Annotated in this window: 17 protein-coding genes; 3 read left to right on the top strand and 14 right to left on the bottom strand. The window is 28.6% G+C overall.

Annotated elements, in window-relative coordinates:
• Positions 1 to 10: 10 nt before the first annotated feature.
• Positions 11 to 3403 carry a type IX secretion system sortase PorU gene (porU, locus tag WHD07_RS15805; RefSeq protein ID WP_343329164.1) on the bottom strand — a complete coding sequence of 1131 codons (3393 nt, stop codon included), beginning with the start codon at positions 3401 to 3403 and terminating at the stop codon, positions 11 to 13.
• 201 nt (positions 3404 to 3604) lie between these two features.
• Between porU and gldJ the strand changes: the two genes are divergently transcribed.
• The gene (gldJ, locus tag WHD07_RS15800; protein ID WP_343329163.1) at positions 3605 to 5275 is read left to right on the top strand and encodes a gliding motility lipoprotein GldJ; all 1671 of its coding nucleotides are present in this window, start codon (positions 3605 to 3607) and stop codon (positions 5273 to 5275) included.
• Between the two features lie 66 nt (positions 5276 to 5341).
• Complete coding sequence (locus WHD07_RS15795) at positions 5342 to 6598, top strand: UDP-N-acetylmuramoyl-tripeptide--D-alanyl-D-alanine ligase (protein ID WP_343329162.1); 1257 nt, start codon at positions 5342 to 5344, stop codon at positions 6596 to 6598.
• On the opposite strand, the gene WHD07_RS15790 is transcribed toward WHD07_RS15795, so the two are convergent.
• Positions 6591 to 7442 (bottom strand): N-acetylglucosamine kinase, encoded by an 852-nt coding sequence (locus WHD07_RS15790; protein ID WP_343329161.1) that lies wholly within the window; start codon positions 7440 to 7442, stop codon positions 6591 to 6593. The two genes, WHD07_RS15795 and WHD07_RS15790, sit on opposite strands and share 8 nt — an antisense overlap.
• 155 nt (positions 7443 to 7597) lie before the next feature.
• On the opposite strand from WHD07_RS15790, the gene WHD07_RS15785 reads away from it, so the two are divergent.
• On the top strand, positions 7598 to 8335 hold the full coding sequence (locus WHD07_RS15785; RefSeq protein ID WP_343329160.1) for a tyrosine-protein phosphatase: 738 nt from the start codon (positions 7598 to 7600) through the stop codon (positions 8333 to 8335).
• 28 nt (positions 8336 to 8363) lie between these two features.
• Here WHD07_RS15785 and WHD07_RS15780 read toward each other — a convergent pair whose 3' ends face one another.
• The 12 genes from WHD07_RS15780 to WHD07_RS15725 are packed head-to-tail and all read right to left on the bottom strand — an operon-like array spanning position 8364 to position 21002.
• Entirely contained in the window at positions 8364 to 10751 is a 2388-nt protein-coding gene (locus WHD07_RS15780; protein ID WP_343329159.1) for a GumC family protein, read from the bottom strand.
• Between the two features lie 4 nt (positions 10752 to 10755).
• Entirely contained in the window at positions 10756 to 11523 is a 768-nt protein-coding gene (locus WHD07_RS15775) for a polysaccharide biosynthesis/export family protein (RefSeq protein ID WP_343329158.1), read from the bottom strand.
• Positions 11524 to 11563: 40 nt separating this feature from the next.
• Entirely contained in the window at positions 11564 to 13459 is a 1896-nt protein-coding gene (locus WHD07_RS15770; RefSeq protein ID WP_343329157.1) for a nucleoside-diphosphate sugar epimerase/dehydratase, read from the bottom strand.
• Positions 13460 to 13489: 30 nt separating this feature from the next.
• Complete coding sequence (locus tag WHD07_RS15765; RefSeq protein WP_343329156.1) at positions 13490 to 14617, bottom strand: DegT/DnrJ/EryC1/StrS family aminotransferase; 1128 nt, start codon at positions 14615 to 14617, stop codon at positions 13490 to 13492.
• Positions 14610 to 15182, bottom strand: a complete 573-nt coding sequence (locus WHD07_RS15760) for a sugar transferase (RefSeq protein ID WP_343329155.1) — start codon at positions 15180 to 15182, stop codon at positions 14610 to 14612. Before WHD07_RS15760 ends, WHD07_RS15765 begins: the two co-directional genes overlap by 8 nt.
• Before the next feature lies 1 nt (position 15183).
• A complete protein-coding gene (locus WHD07_RS15755; RefSeq protein ID WP_343329154.1) occupies positions 15184 to 16029 on the bottom strand; it encodes a formyltransferase family protein in 846 nt (281 codons plus the stop codon).
• A 2-nt stretch (positions 16030 to 16031) separates the two neighbouring features.
• On the bottom strand, positions 16032 to 16595 hold the full coding sequence (locus WHD07_RS15750; protein ID WP_343329153.1) for a sugar transferase: 564 nt from the start codon (positions 16593 to 16595) through the stop codon (positions 16032 to 16034).
• 9 nt (positions 16596 to 16604) lie between these two features.
• The gene (locus WHD07_RS15745) at positions 16605 to 17291 is read right to left on the bottom strand and encodes a PIG-L deacetylase family protein (protein WP_343329152.1); all 687 of its coding nucleotides are present in this window, start codon (positions 17289 to 17291) and stop codon (positions 16605 to 16607) included.
• Between the two features lie 3 nt (positions 17292 to 17294).
• Complete coding sequence (locus tag WHD07_RS15740) at positions 17295 to 18215, bottom strand: NAD-dependent epimerase/dehydratase family protein (protein ID WP_343329151.1); 921 nt, start codon at positions 18213 to 18215, stop codon at positions 17295 to 17297.
• Positions 18216 to 18224: 9 nt separating this feature from the next.
• Positions 18225 to 18968: a glycosyltransferase family 2 protein gene (locus WHD07_RS15735; RefSeq protein WP_343329150.1), complete on the bottom strand. Its 744-nt coding sequence runs from the start codon at positions 18966 to 18968 to the stop codon at positions 18225 to 18227.
• Positions 18965 to 19735 carry a 6-hydroxymethylpterin diphosphokinase MptE-like protein gene (locus WHD07_RS15730; RefSeq protein WP_343329149.1) on the bottom strand — a complete coding sequence of 257 codons (771 nt, stop codon included), beginning with the start codon at positions 19733 to 19735 and terminating at the stop codon, positions 18965 to 18967. Before WHD07_RS15730 ends, WHD07_RS15735 begins: the two co-directional genes overlap by 4 nt.
• Positions 19725 to 21002, bottom strand: a complete 1278-nt coding sequence (locus WHD07_RS15725; protein WP_343329148.1) for an O-antigen ligase family protein — start codon at positions 21000 to 21002, stop codon at positions 19725 to 19727. The genes WHD07_RS15730 and WHD07_RS15725 overlap by 11 nt, the downstream gene beginning before the upstream one ends.
• Positions 21003 to 21041: the final 39 nt, after the last annotated feature.

Raw genomic sequence — 21041 nt, 5'->3', positions numbered from 1 at the left:
TATCTAATTTTTATTGAAGTATTACTAATTTTTCATATTTCTCTGCCACTAGATTACTTTCTGTTGATTTTACTTTTAATTTATAGACATAAACGCCTTTTCCTATTTTATTCCCAAAATCGTCTAAACCATTCCAGGTAATACTTCTTACCAACGTTTCTGCGTTTGGTATATTTTGATTGATTGTTTTTATTAATTTACCCGAAACCGTAAATATTTGAACTTGCACTTCTAGGTTTTCATTAGGCTTGTTGTGATTAAACCAAAACTCAGTGTAATTTACAAAAGGGTTTGGATAATTTAAAACATTTTCTAAATTTAAGATTGTATCACTTACAACCACGAAATTTAACGTTAATTCTGATGAATTATTGTATGTATCCCAAACTTTTATCTTTAAAGTATGTGGCCCAACCTCTAAATCTCTTAATGTATACGTTACTTTACCTTTAGTAAAATCGTTAAGTTCTGTTTTATAAAAATCATTTAATATAATTGGGTTGGTGGTGTCACCATCTAAAATACCAACAATATCATGGTCTACCGCTGTAATAGAAGTATTAATTCCGCTTGCATCAGATAAAACAGCAATTAAATTAGGAGAGCTGTTGGTGTTTCCTCCATCAATAAAAGACTCATCATTCATATAGAGTTTTATTTCTGGGCCAACCGTATCGTCTGGCGCATTCTCATCGATACCTCCCACAACAATATCTACATTATATCCTGCTTTATCAATAACTTCATTATTAACATAAAAACTTAGCTTTCCTTTTCCATAAGCTATTTTTATATCCTTCGGAACAATAAAATCAAATTCAAACTCACCATTTGCAACGGTAGCTTCTCCTCTAAAAATTTTACTGTTTTGAATATCAAAGGGCATCGTTATACCAAAACCATCATTATCTAACGTAGTTCTATCTATAGATTTATCAAAAACCGTAGTAGACAAGGTTCCGTTAAAATCTGGTAAAACCAGATTTTTATCGTCTAAAACTACTCCTTTAAAATGGACTTTAGACAACGCCTTTAAGGTATCTAATTGAGAAATATCTTTACCATTCATTTCGGTAATACGAACATTTGGTTTTGGAATTGCTAATTTCATTGCTGGATCTCCAAAATGAAAAATAAAGAATTTTTGTGTGCTCGAAAAACTATTTTTGGTTTTCATTAACCCCTCAGCTACAGATAAACTTTCATCTTCCGTTTCAAATTGTAATAAAACTTCAATTAAATCTTCATTAAACGCCTGTCCTGTTGATATATAAACTTCTCTTGTTGTTGTTATCATATTTGCAGCACCTCCTTTCTCGTTCAAAAAAGTAAGTTCTCCGGCTGTTATTCTATTTGGATTATCAAATCTCGAAAAATCGCAAGTAACAGTTATTAAAAGAGGTAAGGTATTAGGGTTGTTAAACCCCTGAATTTGTGGTTTTTCTAAAATTTTCTCAGAAGCAAATCCATCTTCCCCTCCATGACCAAAATAATCGAAAACCAACGTCCCTTTTTCTATTGCATTTGTTATCGCCTCATTAACTTCTGGATATCGTTCTCCACCAGAAGAATTCTCTTGAACATATGCATTTAAATAGATTTTATTAATATTAAAAATCTGTTTTTTATCTTTTATATCATCAGCAATAGACTCAACACCTGCCTGTAAAACTTCTTCACCTGCCGCATCTATATCATCAGCCAATAAGGTAATTGTATTTCGCCAATCGCCAAGAGCATCTTTATGGTAATAACTTAAAATTTTATCAACAGCTATTTTTGCTTCCGAAATGGTAGAAACCGGAATTCTACTTGAAGCCACATCAATGGTATGACTACCTGAATTCATAGTTCCCTCATTATCATCTAACATCACAAAAAAATCATCTGTAACCCAAGAACTAGCTAAATTAAAACTACTTTCAGATAATTTTACTGGGACTATATTGTTATTCCCAGAAATTCTATCTTTATAATCGTAAGAAGAATCTCCAAAGAAACAAACATATTTTAGTTTTTTATCATCTGATGAATTGGTGGTATATAATAGTTTTATAAAATCTCTAATTCCTGTAATATCTTTAGATCCCGAAGAAAATTCATTATAAATTTCATCTAACAAAACTACTTTTGTTGTTAAGCTGGAGTTCTCTTGATGATAATCTGCCATTCTTTGCGCTTCACTAGAAAGATCTGAACTTGTAATAACAAGATAATTGATATCTTTTAAACTATGTAGATTTTGATTAGCAATACGACTGTTTGGTATTGTTTTGGGAATGTAATAGTCATTCTTATTCAAAACAACATATTCCTTTAAATTACCTCCGTTAGTTTTAAAAAGAAAATTACTACCAGTATCTTCATTACTTATATTTTGAGGTTCTAAATGATTTGACACCTCCCAAACCTTAAAAATATTTGAATTATTTTGAATTTGATACTCTACAATTCCTGTTGAATTTGCTTGCTCAAAACTTCTAAATGAAAATTGATTTCCATTAGCAATTAATTCTTTTTTACCAACAATCTCTATATAATCTAAAAAAGCAGTAGCAGACGGATTTCCTTTATTATCATACGTTATAGACACATCAAAAAAGTCTGTAGCATTAGATGCATTCCCTTTATTTTCAGATGTTCTTGCATTATCTGCTCCACTTACAGGGAAAAAATTAAGATTATAAAGATCTACTCCATTAACTTTAACGGTCATTGTAGAAGAAATAATAGATGTAGAAACCCCTCTAACTCTAATAGAACTCACAGATCCAGAAACAGAATTGGGAAACGGAATTTTAAAACTCTGTGTATTTTCTATATTAAAATCAGTATTAAAAAACCATTGAGTCCCCGCCGCAATTAAATTCCTTTCATCTTTTTCATAAAATGTATAATCATCAAAAGTTGTAATTTGAGCTACAGCTGTACCAACTACAGAAGCTTTTTGTGTTATTCTTTTACCATCCTCATTAGAAACCGTAATAAAATAATAGGCATTATCGTCATAAATATTTTGTCTGTGACCTATTGTAGTGGCAGAGTTCCCAACCCAATCATGCGGACCTTTAGCATAAAATAAAATATAATCACCATTATCAAAAGTTCCATCATCTTCACCCTCTATATAAATAGCATTTTCTTGTAAGCCATCATACCTATCATCAGCATTTAGAACAGGCAATAGACTCCCTCCATTTCCATAAATACGAATTTTCTTTGGATTTAAATTGTTGGTAGAAATTCCTATTTGTTGCAATAGATTTTTGTCTATTTTAAAAACCCCAGTGGTATCTACCGAAAACTTAAACCAATCTCCAGAAGCAAGAACAGAAGCACTGCTCTGAGCGGAAATTACTTGAATTAAAAAACTAAAAAAAAGAGTTAAAAATGGTTTTCTCATAATTGTATTCAAATAACGCAAATAATTTGTAGATATTTTAGTAGTTGCAAAGATAAATTATACTAAATTTAAAAAGCAATCGTTTAATTAAAAGTGAGAAGAAAAATGCAGCGTTAAAATTACCATTTTACTTGTATGAATGTAGAATTATTGTAAATTGCATCGCTATAATAAAAACCCTAAACTAATTTTCAATTAGGAATGAGAAACGTATTTAAAATATCTTTAGTTGTACTATCTGCCTTAACTTTGGCTAGTTGTAGTAAATCAACTTCAGGAAATTCGACACTTACAGGATTACCTTTTAACAATCCAAAATATGGTAATTATATAAGAGGAAACGAAACAGCAGGACAAGAAATCCCTTTGGGAATGGTTGCTGTAGAAGGAGGTTCTTTTACAATGGGACAAGTGCAAGATGACGTTATGTTTGATTGGAATACAACTCCAAAAAAGATGCATATCCGCTCATTCTACATGGATGAATCGGAAGTTACCAACTCTGAATACTTTTTATATGTGCAAAACATTAAAGATGTTTTTCCTCCATCAGAAGAAAAATATAAGCACATTTATAATTCTGTTTTACCAGATACGTTAGTTTGGAGAAAAAGTTTGGGAAACACAGATATTTTATCTGAAAACTATTTTAGACATCCTGCATATTCAGATTATCCTGTTGTTGGTGTTAGTTGGTTACAAGCAAATCAATACTGTAAATGGCGTACAAATGCAGTAAACTTAAAAAAATTAATTGACAAAGGATACATAAAAAACATCTTTGAAAACGATAGTATTAGAAACTTTTTTGATACAGATGTTTTCTTAGCGGCTTCAGACAATCTTTTTGATGGTGATACCACTGTTTATAAAAGAGGAATTAGATCTAGAGGAACCGTTAAAAATAAAAAAGGCTCTTTTCAAGGTAGAAAAATTACACAAGCAGACGGTGTTTTAAGTCAGAAATACAGACTACCAACAGAAGCTGAATGGGAGTTTGCTGCAAAAGCAAATATTGAAAACAGAGAATATAACAATATTAGAGGTCGTAAAAAATATGCTTGGAATGGTAAATATTCTAGAGAGACTAAAAAAAGACATAGAGGTGATCAGTTAGCCAATTTTAAACAAGGTGAAGGAGATTATAGTGGATTATCTGGCTGGAGTTCTGATGGTTCAGACATTCCTATTCAAGTAAAATCATATCCACCAAATGCATTTGGATTATATGATATGTCTGGAAATGTTGCTGAATGGGTTGCTGATGTTTATAGACCAATTATAGACAATGACGCAAATGATTTTAATTATTTTAGAGGTAATATTTTTACTAAAAAAATGATTGATAAAGAAGGAAAAGTTGTAATTATTAATAGTTCTGATAACGCAGAAATAGAATATGACACCTTGCCTAACGGAAAAATAATTCCAAAAGAATTACCTGGAAGTATCAAATATATACCAATCACAAAAGATGATGCTGCATTAAGAAGAAATTTTTCTGTTTCTGACAATACAGATATTGGTGATGGAGATTTAAATTCTTCTAGATTCTATGAAGAAGAGCAAGACCAGTTTGGTTCTAAACCAAGCATGTACAACTCTCCAAGAAGTCCTACTAAAGAAATAGACCCAGAAACAGGTAGAGAAGTTTTAGTAAATGATGCTAAAAAAAGAACTACTTTAATAAGCAACAGTACAAGAGTGTATAAAGGTGGAGCTTGGTCTGATAGAGAATATTGGTTAGATCCAGCACAAAGAAGATATTTACCTGAATATATGGCTACAAACTTTATTGGTTTTAGATGTGTTACAGACAAAGTAGGACCGATGTCTTCTAAAAGAAAAAAAGCTAGAAACTCAGTTAGATAATAAAATATTTATTAAAAAACATAACCTCACTGTAATTTCTACAGTGAGGTTTTTTTATATTTAAAAATGGAAATTAAAGAGATTTATAAACTGTATAAAGAACATTATCTTGTAGATACAGACACAAGAAATATTAGAAAAAACTCTCTCTTTTTTGCTTTAAAGGGTGAAAATTTTAACGGAAATCTATTTGCTAAAGAAGCTCTAAAACAAGGTGCTCTTTATGCAATTGTTGATGAAGATTTGTATGAAAACCAACCGAATATTATATTGGTTGATGATGTTTTAAAAATACTACAACAATTAGCAAATTACCATAGAAAAGTATTAAAGACACCTATTATTGGGCTAACAGGAAGTAATGGAAAAACCACCACAAAAGAATTAATAAACGCTGTTTTAAGTACAACTTATAGAACCTCTGCAACCAAGGGGAATTTAAACAACCATATTGGTGTGCCGCTTACACTACTCTCAATGACACCTAAAACAGAAATAGGTATTGTAGAAATGGGAGCAAATCATAAAAAAGAAATTGAATTTTTATGCTCTATTTGCGAACCAGATTTTGGATATATTACCAATTTTGGTAAAGCACATTTAGAGGGGTTTGGTGGAATTGAAGGTGTAATTGAAGGTAAAAGTGAACTTTATACTTACCTAGAAAAGAATCATAAAACAGCCTTTATAAATCCTGATGATGCAATTCAAGTAGAAAATTCAAAGAAATTAAATACGATTCCTTTTCATCCTAATCTAAAATTTTTAGAAGTAAACCCTTTTGTAAAATTATCTTTAAATTCTACAAACATTCAAAGCCATCTTATCGGGCAATACAATTACACAAACATTGCCGTTGCCGGTACTATTGGTCATTATTTTAAGATTTCTGACAAGAAAATTAAAAAAGCCATAGAAAACTATACTCCTGATAATAATAGGTCTCAAATCATTCAAAAAGAAGCTAATAAAATTATTTTAGATGCCTATAACGCAAACCCAACAAGTATGAAAGCTGCTCTTGAAAATTTTGAAGCCATAAATGCGCCAAATAAAACAGTTATTTTAGGAGATATGTTTGAATTAGGCAAAACAAGCTTAGAAGAACATCAAACTATTGTAAACTTAGTTGAGAAGTTACATTTTGATGCTTGTTATTTAGTTGGAGAAATTTTTTATCAAACTAAAACAAAGAACAAGCAGTTTAAAACCTTTGAAGACTTGTTAGCGCATCTAAAAAACAATCCTCTTAATCTTCAATCTATTTTAATTAAAGGCTCAAGAGGAATGCGTTTAGAAAGATTATTAGAAATTATTAATTGATATTATTCTTATGAAATTCTAATAATTTATCAATAGGTCTTTGTATTACATCTGTTATTACTAAATTATTCTTTTTTGCTGTCTTCTCTAAAATATCTCTAAAGTAATATGCTATAGAGCCAATGAAGTAAATAGGTGTTTCTGCTGTTTTATTATAAGGTAGTATTCTATATTTAAAAAACTCTTGAAACCCTTTCTTAATAATTTTTTTGATGTATTTATCTTCCTTAAAATCAAACATAAATTTAGCAAAAGAAGCTAAATACATATTAGGATTAGGTTCTCTATATAAATTTTTCTTTATATAATCTGCATCTAAATCAAACTCTTCATGAAACTTTTTTGCAATTGCACTAGGCATGGTTTTATAGAAATAATCAATAATCAATTTCTTTCCAAAATAGTTACCACTAGCTTCGTCCATCAAAATATAACCAAGAGAAGGCACTAACATTTCCATTTTTACGCCGTCATAATAGCAACTATTGGATCCTGTACCTAAAATACACACCAAAGCTGGTTCTTTACCTGTAGCTGCATAAACTGCGGCTAACATGTCTTCAGAAATAAAGACTTTAGCATTAACAAAAATAGACTCCAAAATATTCTTTAAAATTTCAATTGGTTTTGGAGTACCACAACCCGCTCCATAAAAATGAATTTCTTCAACGTCATCTTTAATATTAATCAGTTGAAACATATTAATAATTCTATTGTGTAATTCTTCTTCAGGAACAATAGCTGGATTTAAACCTAAAGTTCTTACTCTAAATGCTTCTTCTTTATTTTTATCAATAGCAATCCAGTCTGCTTTTGTAGAACCTCCATCTGCAATTAAAATCATAATTATTTTGTTTTACTCAAAGATATTACAAGTAAGATTCATATACAATAGTAAATCAATTTTCAATCGTTTTCGTATGAAATTTTTTATTTTGAATAGGATTTACATTAAAAAAAAGCATTAAATTATTGTAAATTTGTACTAAATATAATGATATGATCTTTTTTAAAAAGAAAGAAATTGCTTTAACAGACTTTTTTCCAGAAGGCTTTGTAGACATTCACTCTCATCTACTTCCAGGAATTGATGATGGTGCCAAAGATTTAGATAATTCTATTGAATTAATTTCTAAAATGGCTTCATACGGAATAAAAAACATCATTACAACTCCTCACGTGTTAGGAGATGTTTATAAAAACTCATCAGCAACTATAAAAAGTAAGCTTGAAGAAGTAAGAGCTGAGCTAAAAAAAAGGAATATAACAGATATTTCTATTAGAGCTGCCGCAGAATATATGTTGGATGAACAATTTTCAGAAATTTTAGAAAAAAATGACATCCTTACTTTAAAGGAAAATTATGTTCTTGTTGAAATGTCCTATTTCAGTGCACCAATTAACCTTTACGATATCTTATTTGAGATTCAAGTTAAAGGTTATAAACCCGTATTAGCACACCCAGAACGTTATAATTTTCTTCACACTAATATTGATCACTACTATAAGCTTAAAAAAGCAGGTTGTGTCTTTCAACTAAATTTACTATCTCTAACAGAACAATATGGAAAAGGTGTGCAGAAAATATCTGAAAAGCTCTTAAAAGAAAACCTATATGATTTTGTTGGTTCAGATACACATCATCATAGACATTTACAACTTCTAAAGAAAATTGGAAACAAAAAAAACTTAGAAAAAATTAAACATCTCTTAAATAACAATAAAAAATTTATATAAAAAAAGCATCCAAATGGATGCTTTTTGTTTAACTTAAAATTCTTTTATACCAAGGTTTTTTAACATCCTCAACATATCCATTTCCGTAACCATAGCCATAACCATAGCCATAACCATAGCCTCTTGTCATGTCTGTATCATTTAAAACGATAGCCATATTTGGTAATTTCTTTTCATTGTATAATGTTTGTACTATATTAAGCATACGCTTGTCTAAATAGTTGGCTCTAGATACATATAAAAACATATCTGCATACTTAGAAACCAGTAAAGTATCCGTAACTAAGTTTACAGGAGCAGTATCTACGATAACATAATCGTATTCTTTTTTAACTTGGTCAAACAATTCTTTAACTTTACCCGTTAAAAGTAATTCCGCAGGGTTTGGAGGAATTACTCCAGAAGCAATAATATCTAATCCTTTAATTTCTGGAATAGAAAATTTAACATCTTTTAAAGACAGAGAATCATTCGTTATAAAATTAGTAACTCCTTTTCGTTCCGGAATCCCCAGGTACTCTGTAACTTTAGGCGCTCTAAGGTCCATTCCAACAAGTAAAACCTTTTTATTAGATAAAGAGAGTGCTGCCGCAAGGTTAATCGAAATGAAAGATTTCCCTTCACCACTTGTCGTAGACGTAACAAATATTGTCTTCCCTAAATCACTATCTTTATGATTAGACAGCATAAAGTCTAAGTTGGTTCTAATCAAACGAAAAGCTTCTGCTGTACTTGTTCTTGCATCATTCCCTATAACAATTTTTTCATTCGATTCAGAATGAGGTACATCTCCTAAAAAAGGAACAGTTGTTAAATCTTCTATATCTTTACGAGTATGAATCTTTGTATCTAATAGATTTTTAAGATATATAACAGTAAAGGGGATTAATAGCCCTAAAAAAAAACCAAAAATAACAATTACTCTTTTATTAGGAGAAATAGGAATATCCGAACTATAGGCTACATCAATTATTTTAGCATTAGGAACAGTAACAGCCAAAGAAATAGCAGTTTCTTCTTTTTTCTTTAATAAATAAGAATATAAACCAGAAATTATTTCTTGTTGACGAGCAATATCGATATACCCTCTTTCTAAAAAAGGTATGGCAGTTACTTTTGAATTTATTCTATTAGCCTCCTTGTTTATTTGATTAAATTGCGTTTTTAATGAAGAAATTAAATTTATAATACTATTTTTTAAATTTAATTTTAAAGACTTTATTTCTTTATCATATTGTAGAATTTGAGGATTCTTTTCACCAGCATTAACACTTAATCTATTTTTAAGTAGAACCAGATTATTATAATTCATAATAGCTTGAGAAATACTTGCATCTGAAAAACCTAAATTTTGAGGCAAAGTTTCTTCATCCTCAGAAGAACCTTTTATATTTAGAAGAACACCCTCTGCAATATTTAACTCGGTTTTAATTTTAATTAATTTTTCAGTATTTTTAGAAGCCATCTCTAAAGTTAGTGTTCCTTCACTTGAAAGCCCCGATATTTTATTATCTGTTTTAAATTTCTTTACTCTATCTTGAATTGAATTTAAATCCTTTCCAATAGTAAATAATCTTTCGTCTATAAAATTTTTAGTTTTTTGCGAAACCTCATTTTTATCTTTAATAGCATCATGATTATACTGATTTACCAATTCATTTAAAAAAGTTTCTGCTTTTTCTTTTATGGGATATCTAAAAGATAATGTTAAAACACTAGATTTTTTATCCACAGCACTAATACTCAATACTTTTTTATAATTATCAATTAACTCATCCCTATTTAAAATAGAAACATAGATTTCATGTTCTTCATTAAAATCAAACTCAATTGTTTTTTTTACTTTAAAATTACCTATATCTGAGACAATCAATTCATTAAAATTATTTTTAGAGATAAAATTATCCTCAATATCTTTAAGTTCAAATTCATTTGAAGATAAAACATTAATTGTAAAAGATGTGTCCTTTACTTGTTTTATCAAACGTTCTTTTTCAGATTCAAATTCTATTTTGATAGTTTTATTATTATATGATTCCGTTTTCTTTATTCTACCTTGAATAAAAAAAACAGTTGTTAAATTCAAAGTATCTACAACACGTCCAATAATTTTTCTAGACTTTAATATTTCTATTTCATTATCAGTATTATTGGATGACCCTCCAACAATACCTAAATCTTCAAATGCAGCAAGCTCCTTTGATATTCCAGAATTTTTATTATCTTTTATCATTATAGAAGTAGTTGCTCTATATTGAGGTGTGCTATACCTTAAATATAAAAAAGATAAAGTTAGTAAAACAATAACACCTAATAAAAACCATTTCCAATGAAAAAGGTATTTCTCCATTTCTTCTCTAATATTTAAGGTATTAGATTCATCATTAAAAATAGTATTTTCTTTATAATTTTGCATTTTTTTATCTTGTTAGGATAGAAACTATTGTTATAATAACTCCTGTTAATGAAATAAATAAGCTTGTGGAAGTATTAGATGATGCTGATTGAATTCTAGCTCTATTATGTTCAACATAAATCACATCATTCTGTTGTAAATAAAACACTGGTGAATTTAATGTTTTATTAGACAATAAATTAACATTATATTTTACTTTTTTATCTCCCTCTTCTCTTATTACCATCACATTATCTCTTTTTCCAGAAATATTTAAATCACCAGCTAACCCCAGTGCTTCCAGAATACTTATTTTCTCATTAGAAATTGTATAAGTCCCTGGTCTTCGAACATCTCCAGTAATTGTTATTCTAAAATTAGAAACTCTAATATTTATTGTGGGATCTATAACATAATCTGGAGACAATTTATTTTTTAAAAGAATTATTGCTTCCTCTCTATTTAACCCTGCAAGTTTCAACTTACCTATAACAGGAAAATCTATGTCCCCGTTACTATCAATTAAATAACTTTGTTGTTTAGGTGTACCTATTACTGAATTAGTGGTAGTAGTATATGCAACCGCAGGTAAATTAAATGGTCTAACCGCCTCTAAATCTAAAGCCGTTATTGTAATATCTAATAAATCATCAGGTTTAAAAATCAATTTAGAATCAGTTTTTATGTTTTCATTTGTAATCTCATCATATTGAAAATAAGTAATATCCCTGGAAGAAACACAAGAGTTTAATGTTAATACTAAAATTAACATAAGAAAAAAATTCCTCATCATTTTATTTTTTTTTTTGCAAAAGTACTATAAAATTAATGCATTAACTAACTTTATCTAATTTTTCAAATTCAGAATTATTAGAAACATATTCTGGCACCAATTCTTTCATTAATTTTACAAGGTCATTATTGTTTAAGGTGTTAAAGTTAAGTGCCAAATCATCTATTTTCATTTTAACAATAGAGTTGTCTAACTTTTGTGTTTTGGCAATCATTATTTTATCATGATAGGTCTTAGTGGTGTTTTCTCCATCAGCCAATAACTCCTCATATAATTTTTCACCAGGTCTTAACCCTGTAATTTTAATATCAATATCATCAGGGTAATTCAATCCTGATAAATAAATCATTCTCTTTGCTATTTCAAAAATCTTAACAGATTTCCCCATATCAAAAATATAAATCTCACCACCTTTACCCATCGTACCCGCTTCTAGTACTAAACTACAGGCTTCTGGAATCGTCATAAAGTATCTTGTAATTTTTTTATGGGTTACCGTTAACGGACCTCCATTTTCTATTTGTCTTTTAAACAACGGTATTACAGACCCATTAGACCCTAAAACATTACCAAACCTTGTAATGGTAAATTTGGTTTTTTTAGAGCTTTTACTAACGCTACTAATATATAATTCGGCTATTCTTTTAGAAGCCCCCATTACGTTTGTTGGGTTCACTGCTTTATCTGTAGAAATCATCACAAATCGATCTATTTTATACTCAATTGATAAATCTGCCAAATTTTTGGTTCCTAAAACATTTACTTTGATTGCTTCGTAAGGAGATTTTTCCATTAAAGGAACATGCTTGTAAGCTGCCGCATGAAAAACTCTTTTGGGTTTGTATTTTTTAAAGATACGTTCTACTTTAAATCGATCTCTTACATCTGATACAATGGCTACAAAATTGGTGATTCCTTTCTGAATTAGCTCTTGTTGTAAGTCATATAAAGGAGATTCTGCTTGATCAATTAAGACAATTAATTTACAGTTATACAAACTTAATTGTCTAGAAATTTCGCTACCTATAGATCCTGCTGCTCCCGAAACTAGTACTACTTGATTGTCTACCTCCCTTTGTACAATAGGATTGTCAATAATAATTGGTGCTCTATCTAATAAATCCTCTATCTTAATCTGTCTAATTTGGTTTGCATTTAAATCTCCATCAATCCATTTAGATAAAGGTGGCACAATTTTTACATCAATATCTAAATCTATAAATTTATCAGTAATGGCTAATAACCTATTGGGTTTAATATTTTGAATAGAAATAATTACCTCATCTACAGCATGTTTTTCGATGAATTTTTTAGTAATCACATCTGGATTAAAAATCTTAACTCTATCAATCTTTTTTCCAATTTTATTTTTATTGTCATCAATAAAACCAATTACATCATAATTATTTTTTTTATCCCTATTTAAAGCACTAAAAGCAATAATTCCTGAATCTCCCGCACCATAAATAAGCACATTATGTATAGCGTCTAACTCTGTAGACAACACCTCAATAAAAGCTTTAAAAATAAACCTACTTAAAATAAGCACCAAAGCAGTTACCAAATAATGAATGATGATTATTGATTTTGGAATGTAAAAAGAATCTATTACCTTAAAAAAAACATTAAAAGTTACTGCTAGCAAAAGTAATAAACACAATAATGTACTTGCTATAAATACATTAAAAGCATCTCTAACCCCAGTATGTCTAATAATTCCTTTATAAGACCCAACAGTTAAAAAACTAAAAACAGCAAAAACCAATACCAATGGTAATTGGTTTAAAACGTTAGACACATTAAAGTTAAAACTAACATTAAATCGAATAAAATAAGCAATAAAAAATGAAACAATAACTAAAGATAAGTCTATAAAAAAGACCAACCATTTAGAAGCATACTTATCTAATGTTCTTAACACAAAATTTCTAATCATTATTTCAAGGATTCTAGTTTGGTGGCAAATCTACAAAATTTTCTTTATTGAATTTGAAATTCTCTCTAAATCATTTCTAGTCAAATTAGACCCAGATGGTAAGCATAGTCCTTTTTTAAAAAGTTGTTCTGCTATATTTGTCCCAAAGTACTGGTATTTCTTAAATAAAGGTTGTAAATGCATCGGTTTCCACATATAACGAGATTCTATATTATCATTTAACAATGATAACCTTAAATCTTCTTTTAAAAAACCGGTTTTCTTATGATCAATTAAAATACAATTTAGCCAATGATTAGAAAAAGAAAAAGAACTTTCCTCTTTTACTATTTCAATACCAGCAATATTGTTAAAAAAACTTGTGTAAAAAGAATGATTATTTCTTCTTTGATTAATTCTTTCTTCTAAAACATGCATTTGACCTCTTCCTATCCCCGCAAGGATATTATTTATTCTATAATTATATCCTATCTCTTTATGTTGATAAAAATCATTCTTCTCCCTTGACTGTGTTGCTAAAAATAAAGCTTTTCTTTTAATCTTTTCTGATTTACAAATTAACCCACCTCCACCGCCAGTTGTTATTATTTTATTTCCATTAAATGAAAAAACACCAAAATCACCAAAAGTGCCACATTTTTGACCTTTATATTCAGCCCCCATTGCTGCTGCTGCGTCTTCTATAATTGGAATATTATATTTCTTTGCTATAAATATTATTTCTTGCATTTTTGCAGGCATACCATAAGAATGTACAATAACAATTGCTTTGGGTGTATTACCTTTATTAACCCTGTCTTTTACTGCTATTTCTAATTGTAAAGGACATAAATTCCAATTATCATAGCCACTATCAATAAAAATGGGTTTAGCACCAATATAAAGAATAGGATTTACCGTAGCAACATAAGTAAAAGATTGACAAATTACTTCATCTCCTTTCTTTACACCTGCAAGTATTAATGCTAAATGCAAAGCAGATGTTCCAGAATTAGTACATAGAACATTACAATTTACTCCTAAATATTTTTGAATATCATTTTCAAATCCATCAACATTATCTCCGTATATAGAAATATTATTTTCATTAAATGCATTTTTTACATACTTAATTTCTGAGGCACTTAAATGTGAAGTTGAAAGTTGAATTTTATTCATGAATAAAAAAAGTCATATACAAATATATAATATCCTTTTTAAAACTGTACTCTTCTACATATTTTATATTTATTAACACTTTTTTAGGCCAAATAACTTCTCGATTAAACTTTTCTTTATTTTTTTTTACTTCTAAAATTCCTTCCTCATTTCTAAAAATTATAGAAGCAGGACCAGTAATTCCTGGTTTTACTTTCAGTATTTTTCTTGCGTCTCCTTCTAGCAAATCAGCATATCCAGGTAAATCTGGCCTTGGACCAACAAAACTCATAGTACCTAACGCTACATTTATCAGTTGTGGCAATTCATCTAGTTTGTTTTTCCTTAAAAAACTTGAATATTTTATAAAAGCATTAGTTGCTTTTTTATCAAGTGTTCTAATTTTAAAGATATAAAATAAAACACCATTCTGACCAACTCTTTTTTGTTTAAAAATACCGTTTTTTCCAGTTAATAAAAAAGAAGCAAGAGCACATAACAAAATTAACCAACCAAAAAATATTAGACCCAAAATTGAAAAGAAGAGGTCAAAAAATCTTTTAAAAATTCTATCTGTACTTGTCAAATTACAAATTAATTATATCTGAAACCTCATAGTTAGTAGCATAATAAAAACCATCTGGCAATTCAATTTCAAGAGATACTTCATCATTAATTTTTTCTATAGACTTAAATCCTTTCCAAATTATAACTTTCCTCTTATTTATAATAATAAAAGCACCAGGATAGGGTTTTGTTGTGGCTCTAACTAACTTATCTACACTATCAATACTCATTTCTAAGCTTATTTCACCGTCTTTAGGTTTTCTCCCTTCCCAATAAGTCGCTTCCTCTTCATCTTGAACCACCCCTTTAACCTTATTCTCTTGTAAATCTAAGAATAATTTCTTAATCAAAATCTCATGAGCGTAATTGACTTTATTATAAAGCGTTAAAGCTGTTTCGTCAGTTTCAATTGTAACTTTCTCTTGTGCTAATATTAAACCGGTATCTACACCTTCATCCATTTTAAAGAAAGATACACCTGTTACATCCAATCCTTTAATAATTGCCCAAGGAATTGCAGCTCTACCTCTTCCTTTAGGTAATAATGTTGGATGAGCACCAATTGTACCCAAAGTAGATGCTTGAATCACTTCTTTTGATGCTATCTGCGACCAACCAATAATAAATAACCAATCTATTTGATGTTTCTTAATAGTATTAATAATTAAATCATCATTAACATGATTTGATTTTACAACAGGAATATTATGTTTGTTTGCAAAATCATCTACATAGATTCTTCCTGACTTTTTTTTTGCTTTTTCATCAGGAATAGATACTATTAAATCTAACTTACCATTTACTTCGTAAATAGCTTCCATACAACTCAATCCTATTTGAACACAGGTAACAAAGGCAAATTTCATAATTAATATGTTGGTGGTTTTTTAGTAAAATAAACAATCGTTTTAAAAAGAATTAATAAATCCATTTTTAGTGATACTCGTTCTGCATATTCACCATCAAATTTAGCTTTTACTTCTTCTGGCATATTATCATAAGAGTTAACTTGCGCCCATCCTGTTAATCCAGGTTTAAGAAATAATGATTTATTTTCTCTTCTCAAGGCAATTAAATTCCCTTGTGCAGGAATGGGAGGTCTTGGACCAATAAAACTCATATCTCCTTTTAACACATTGAAAAACTGAGGTAATTCATCTAAATTTGTTCTCCTAATAAATTTACCAAAAGGCGTAATTTTTAATTTGTCTTTTTCATGAGATTCTACATTCGGAGTTTTTAAGGGCATACTTCTAAATTTATAAAACAAAAACTCTTCTCCATCTTTACCTACACGCATTTGTTTAAAAATAGGTGTTCCAAAATCTTGAATAAAAATAATAAAAGATATCATCAAATAAAAAGGTAATAACCCAATAATTAACAATACAGCTAAAACAACATCAAATACTCTTTTAATAAATAAAAACATAGTTAAAGTTTAGGGTTCTATAATATTCATGGCAGTTTGAAAAGACTCACAGTAATTTCTACCTACTTGAGACCCTCTTAACGTAGCTAAAGCCTTAATAGACTCATCACTTCTTGGATGTGGGTACGGACGCATAACACCTTCATAAGCATACAATGCTTTCAGTTTTTGTTCTACTCCTTTTTCTCCTACTTCAATAAATGTATCTGGTGTAAATACTTGACCGTCTACCGGAAAAGCCCAATCTGTAGAAGAAGGAATTTCCATAAAATACAATCCTGTTAAAGGTTTACATTCTTTTCTTTGGTACAATCTAGCTGCCGCCTGACACGCTTTAGACGTATGATAATGATCATTATTTAAATCATAAGGGTGATGTGTAATAATAACATCTGGTTGCACCTTTTCAATAATACCTTCTATATATTGCACCAAATCTAAATGTGGCACAGTATTGAATTTAATATTTGGAAAATGACCTAAAATTACAGGTTCTGCTCCCATAAATTTTTGAGCATTATTGGTATGAGCCTTTAATTCATCTACATCTGGCCTATGTCTTCTTGCATCCACATTACCCGATAAAATACAATTATATATTTTATTTCCTTTTTGAGATAAAACATAAGAACTTGCACCAAATCCTAAAGCTTCATCATCTGGGTGTGCAGTAACTGTTAAATATACTTTTGACATTATTTATTTTTTGTTAAAACTATTAATTGTTATTCTTAAACCTTCTTCTGCCGAAATAGGTAATTTCTTAATTGAAAGAGCTTTCTTTATTTTTATATTAGATACCACATAATTCTCGGTTAACTTATCAACTCTTTCGGTATTTAATGGAAGCTTACATACATCTCCAATCCTAGACAAAAATGAAATTATTGATTTGGAAATATTCCAAATTTTAGCTTTTTTACCACATGTTTCTCCAATTAAAGCAACTACTTTATTTGTAGATAATGGATTATCGTCCGCAATGTTATAGATACCAGATTCAACTTTCTTTTCTAATAATTGATCAATTAAAAAACAAAAATTATCAATGGATACAAACGATCTTAAATTGGAATAACTTCCTAAAGGATATGGAATTCCTTTAGAAACAAATGTATATAATAAATTTAAATTCCCTTTATTGAATGGACCATGTATCATACAAGGTCTTAATATATATACTTTTTTACCAATTGGTAATTCTTTCGATAAAATATATTTTTCAGCCTCTAACTTAGATTTCCCATATACCGTTATAGGATCTGGAGTATGCTCTTCCGTTAAAACTTCATCAATAGAATCTTTAGATGCTTTTACAGAACTAATGTAAATAAATATTGGACATTTACTTTGTAAAAATTTATCAAACAATTTAATAGTTAAATCTCTATTAACATCATAATATTCTTTATCAGAAGCTACTTTTTTTAAATCATGTGCTTTTCCTGCTAAATGAATAAAACTTTTAGCTGCGTCTAATGCTGCTATAGTTAAATTGTTATATGAAATCTCATTTTGATTTGGATTTCTTGAAATACCCAACACCGATTTATTTCTATTTTTTAAAAATATAGTAAGATTAATACCAACAAACCCCTTATTACCTGTAATGATATTCAATTGTTATCTTTATTTAATTAATAAACCAATAATTTTCCATAGCCCCCTTAACTGAACTCTTAAATAACTAAATTTAATGTTATTTCTTGTTAACGCTCTTTTGATTTCTTTAGATATTAATTTATAACTACTAACTCCAGAACTACTTATACCCCCTATTAACATAGAAGTAGTAGTTATATTTAAATATTTCCAAGAGATATTGTTACTTAAAAAAAAACGAGTAATCAATTCATAATCAGCCCCAATTACAAAATCTAGTTGGTAATTACCAAATTTCTGAAATATTTCTTTTTTTATAAAAATACCTGCGTGTGGAGGCATAAAACCTATTCTAAGCTTTTCTGGCAGCCATTTTTTTGCGGAATATTTCCTTACAATTTTTCCGTTAACATCTGTATAAACTACATCACTAACAGAAGCATCTAAATTATTTCTTTTATGATATTTAACAACTTCTTCGATAACATTATCGTTATAAAAAATATCATCAGAGTTCAAAATACCAATGAGTTCACCGGTAGCCATTTTAACTCCTTTATTCATGGCATCATACAATCCCTTATCAGGTTCAGAAACAAATTTAGAAATTACATTATTATACTTATTTATAAGGCTTAAAGTACCATCTGTAGACCGTCCATCAACAACAATGTATTCTATATTTTTATATTTTTGATTTTTTACAGATTGGAAAGTTTTCTCTATAGTACTTTCACTATTGTAACAAACCGTTATTATTGAAATTTTCAAATCTTTGGTTTTTTATATAAATCTTCAATATTACCTTTAGGAAAAATTTGTAATTTACCGTCAATGGTAAAATCTTTTATAGTCACTCCTTTTTTATTAAAATATTTTTTTGCAAGCAAATATTGTTCTTCACTTCCATCTAGATCCGGAATGCCCCATAATTTATCTTTAAAATAATTTGGATCAAAATGATTTACATCGTCTCCTTTATGAACTTCTATATCATGCTCTTTATTATTATTTAAAGTAAAGCTATGGTCGACTCCTACAATATTAACAGACTTTACACCTAAAGCTGCAAATACCTGTAAACACGTATATGTTACTGTACTTCCTTTACCTATTGATTTTTTTAAATTATCATTAAAATTATACGAGTTTGAAATTCTAACAAAAATAATATTTGGTCGTTTTTTAACACCTAAATACCAAGCTTTTATTGGCAAAATTAGAGGAATATCTGTTGTATTAAAAAAATCTTTATTTTGCTGAATAACTAAGCCATTAACACAAACAATAGCATCTGGTCTCCATGTAGTTCTATAAAAAAGCATATTTATTTTATTCATACCTATTGAAGGTAAACTTATCTTTTCCAATTCCGTTTTATTTAAACTTGGTCCATTACCAACAATTAAAGAATCTTCTTGGATAAATTTATCAAGTATTGAATAATCGTTTTTAACAAATAATAATAAAACTTTGTCAAAGATCAACCTCGGGTAGTAAGTGATTGTTACTAAGGTTTTTATAATTTTACTTTTCATTTAATTTTATTTTTTTCTCATTATATATGAGCGCAAATATATTGATAATAAAGAATACATACATTATATTCTTATAATAAAAACCAAACATAGTCTCTCCTATTCCCACTAAATTAAAGTACAATAAATTTGCCAAAAGCAACATTGATAATTCTTTTTGATTTATCCAATTACTTTTAATAACTCGAATAATTTTGTATTGAAAAAAAACATAAATAAAAAGACCAAAATAACCATAATCAAACATTATAGATAAAAATGTATTATGTGGGTGAACAAAATCATTCACTTTTTGATTATCAAAGACAAATGACCAATGGGGAGAAAGACCAGAAGTATAATGTCCGAATTCACCATAGCCAAAAATATGCCTATCAGGTTTAAAGCTTAAAAAATCAGTAATTGCAATACTCCATATTGTAAGCCTAGAATTACCAGAAGCTAAATCTGCAGTAGACCTTGACAATGACTCACCATAATCAGTTGTAGCTAGAAAGGATAAAAAAGCCAAAAATAAAAAGGGCCCAAAAAAACCAATTAAGGGAATAAAATTTAAAAACCTTGGTTTTTTTATATTGAAAAAATATAATTTTATTATAAAAAATATTAATATCGAATATAGCATTGGACCTCTACTATCCGTAAGAAATAATGAAATCATAGATACAACTATACCTAATAAAAAATATTTTTTTTTAATTTTTACAACACTAAAACCTACTAAACTTAAGGTTAGTAAAATACCTAATAAGGCACCATATGCATTTACTCCAACAGATAAAAAGAATTTAACTCTTGTTCCATCAATACCAATATATGACATTAAGACAGCCTTAGAATCTATAGAGTCGTCACCAGACAACCCCATTAAAAAAGTCAACAAATTAAGTATAACATAAAACAACAAAGGCATATAAATAAATTTCAAGAAATTACTCAAAAAACCTTCGCGCCGATTATTGTATATACATTTAAATGAAGTAAAAACAAAAAGAGGTAAAGAAAATGCTTTAAAAATTTTATAATAAATATTTAATTCTGGCTTTGATGAAATTAATATTCCAATAACTATAATAAGTATAAAAAAAGGTAAAATAATTAAATCTTTTTTCAAAAAAACTATCTTTTCTTTTGCTAATAACGTTTCATTAATCAAAACTAACAATAACATAAAAAATGGAAATACCTGAAAAACAATAGAATCAGAAATATTTGCATAACTTATAAAAAGAAGAATAGAAGAAATTAAGTATAAAAAATATCTCATTTAAATATTATAGTTTTTAAAAATAAAATTAAATCCTAA

The organism is Polaribacter staleyi (genome assembly GCF_038024045.1).
Classification (GTDB): Bacteria; Bacteroidota; Bacteroidia; order Flavobacteriales; family Flavobacteriaceae; genus Polaribacter; species Polaribacter butkevichii.
The sequence above is the reverse complement of the archived record's forward strand: the minus strand, read 5'-3'. Positions and strand labels throughout refer to the sequence as shown.

What these genes read in the sequence shown, in the direction of transcription:
- porU (WP_343329164.1), bottom strand. Translation starts at nt 3,403, where the DNA reads ATGAGAAAACCATTTTTAACTCTTTTTTTTAGTTTTTTAATTCAAGTA.
- gldJ (WP_343329163.1), top strand. Translation starts at nt 3,605, where the DNA reads ATGAGAAACGTATTTAAAATATCTTTAGTTGTACTATCTGCCTTAACT.
- WHD07_RS15795 (WP_343329162.1), top strand. Translation starts at nt 5,342, where the DNA reads ATGGAAATTAAAGAGATTTATAAACTGTATAAAGAACATTATCTTGTA.
- WHD07_RS15790 (WP_343329161.1), bottom strand. Translation starts at nt 7,442, where the DNA reads ATGATTTTAATTGCAGATGGAGGTTCTACAAAAGCAGACTGGATTGCT.
- WHD07_RS15785 (WP_343329160.1), top strand. Translation starts at nt 7,598, where the DNA reads ATGATCTTTTTTAAAAAGAAAGAAATTGCTTTAACAGACTTTTTTCCA.
- WHD07_RS15780 (WP_343329159.1), bottom strand. Translation starts at nt 10,751, where the DNA reads ATGCAAAATTATAAAGAAAATACTATTTTTAATGATGAATCTAATACC.
- WHD07_RS15775 (WP_343329158.1), bottom strand. Translation starts at nt 11,523, where the DNA reads ATGATGAGGAATTTTTTTCTTATGTTAATTTTAGTATTAACATTAAAC.
- WHD07_RS15770 (WP_343329157.1), bottom strand. Translation starts at nt 13,459, where the DNA reads ATGATTAGAAATTTTGTGTTAAGAACATTAGATAAGTATGCTTCTAAA.
- WHD07_RS15765 (WP_343329156.1), bottom strand. Translation starts at nt 14,617, where the DNA reads ATGAATAAAATTCAACTTTCAACTTCACATTTAAGTGCCTCAGAAATT.
- WHD07_RS15755 (WP_343329154.1), bottom strand. Translation starts at nt 16,029, where the DNA reads ATGAAATTTGCCTTTGTTACCTGTGTTCAAATAGGATTGAGTTGTATG.
- WHD07_RS15750 (WP_343329153.1), bottom strand. Translation starts at nt 16,595, where the DNA reads ATGTTTTTATTTATTAAAAGAGTATTTGATGTTGTTTTAGCTGTATTG.
- WHD07_RS15745 (WP_343329152.1), bottom strand. Translation starts at nt 17,291, where the DNA reads ATGTCAAAAGTATATTTAACAGTTACTGCACACCCAGATGATGAAGCT.
- WHD07_RS15730 (WP_343329149.1), bottom strand. Translation starts at nt 19,735, where the DNA reads ATGAAAAGTAAAATTATAAAAACCTTAGTAACAATCACTTACTACCCG.
- WHD07_RS15725 (WP_343329148.1), bottom strand. Translation starts at nt 21,002, where the DNA reads ATGAGATATTTTTTATACTTAATTTCTTCTATTCTTCTTTTTATAAGT.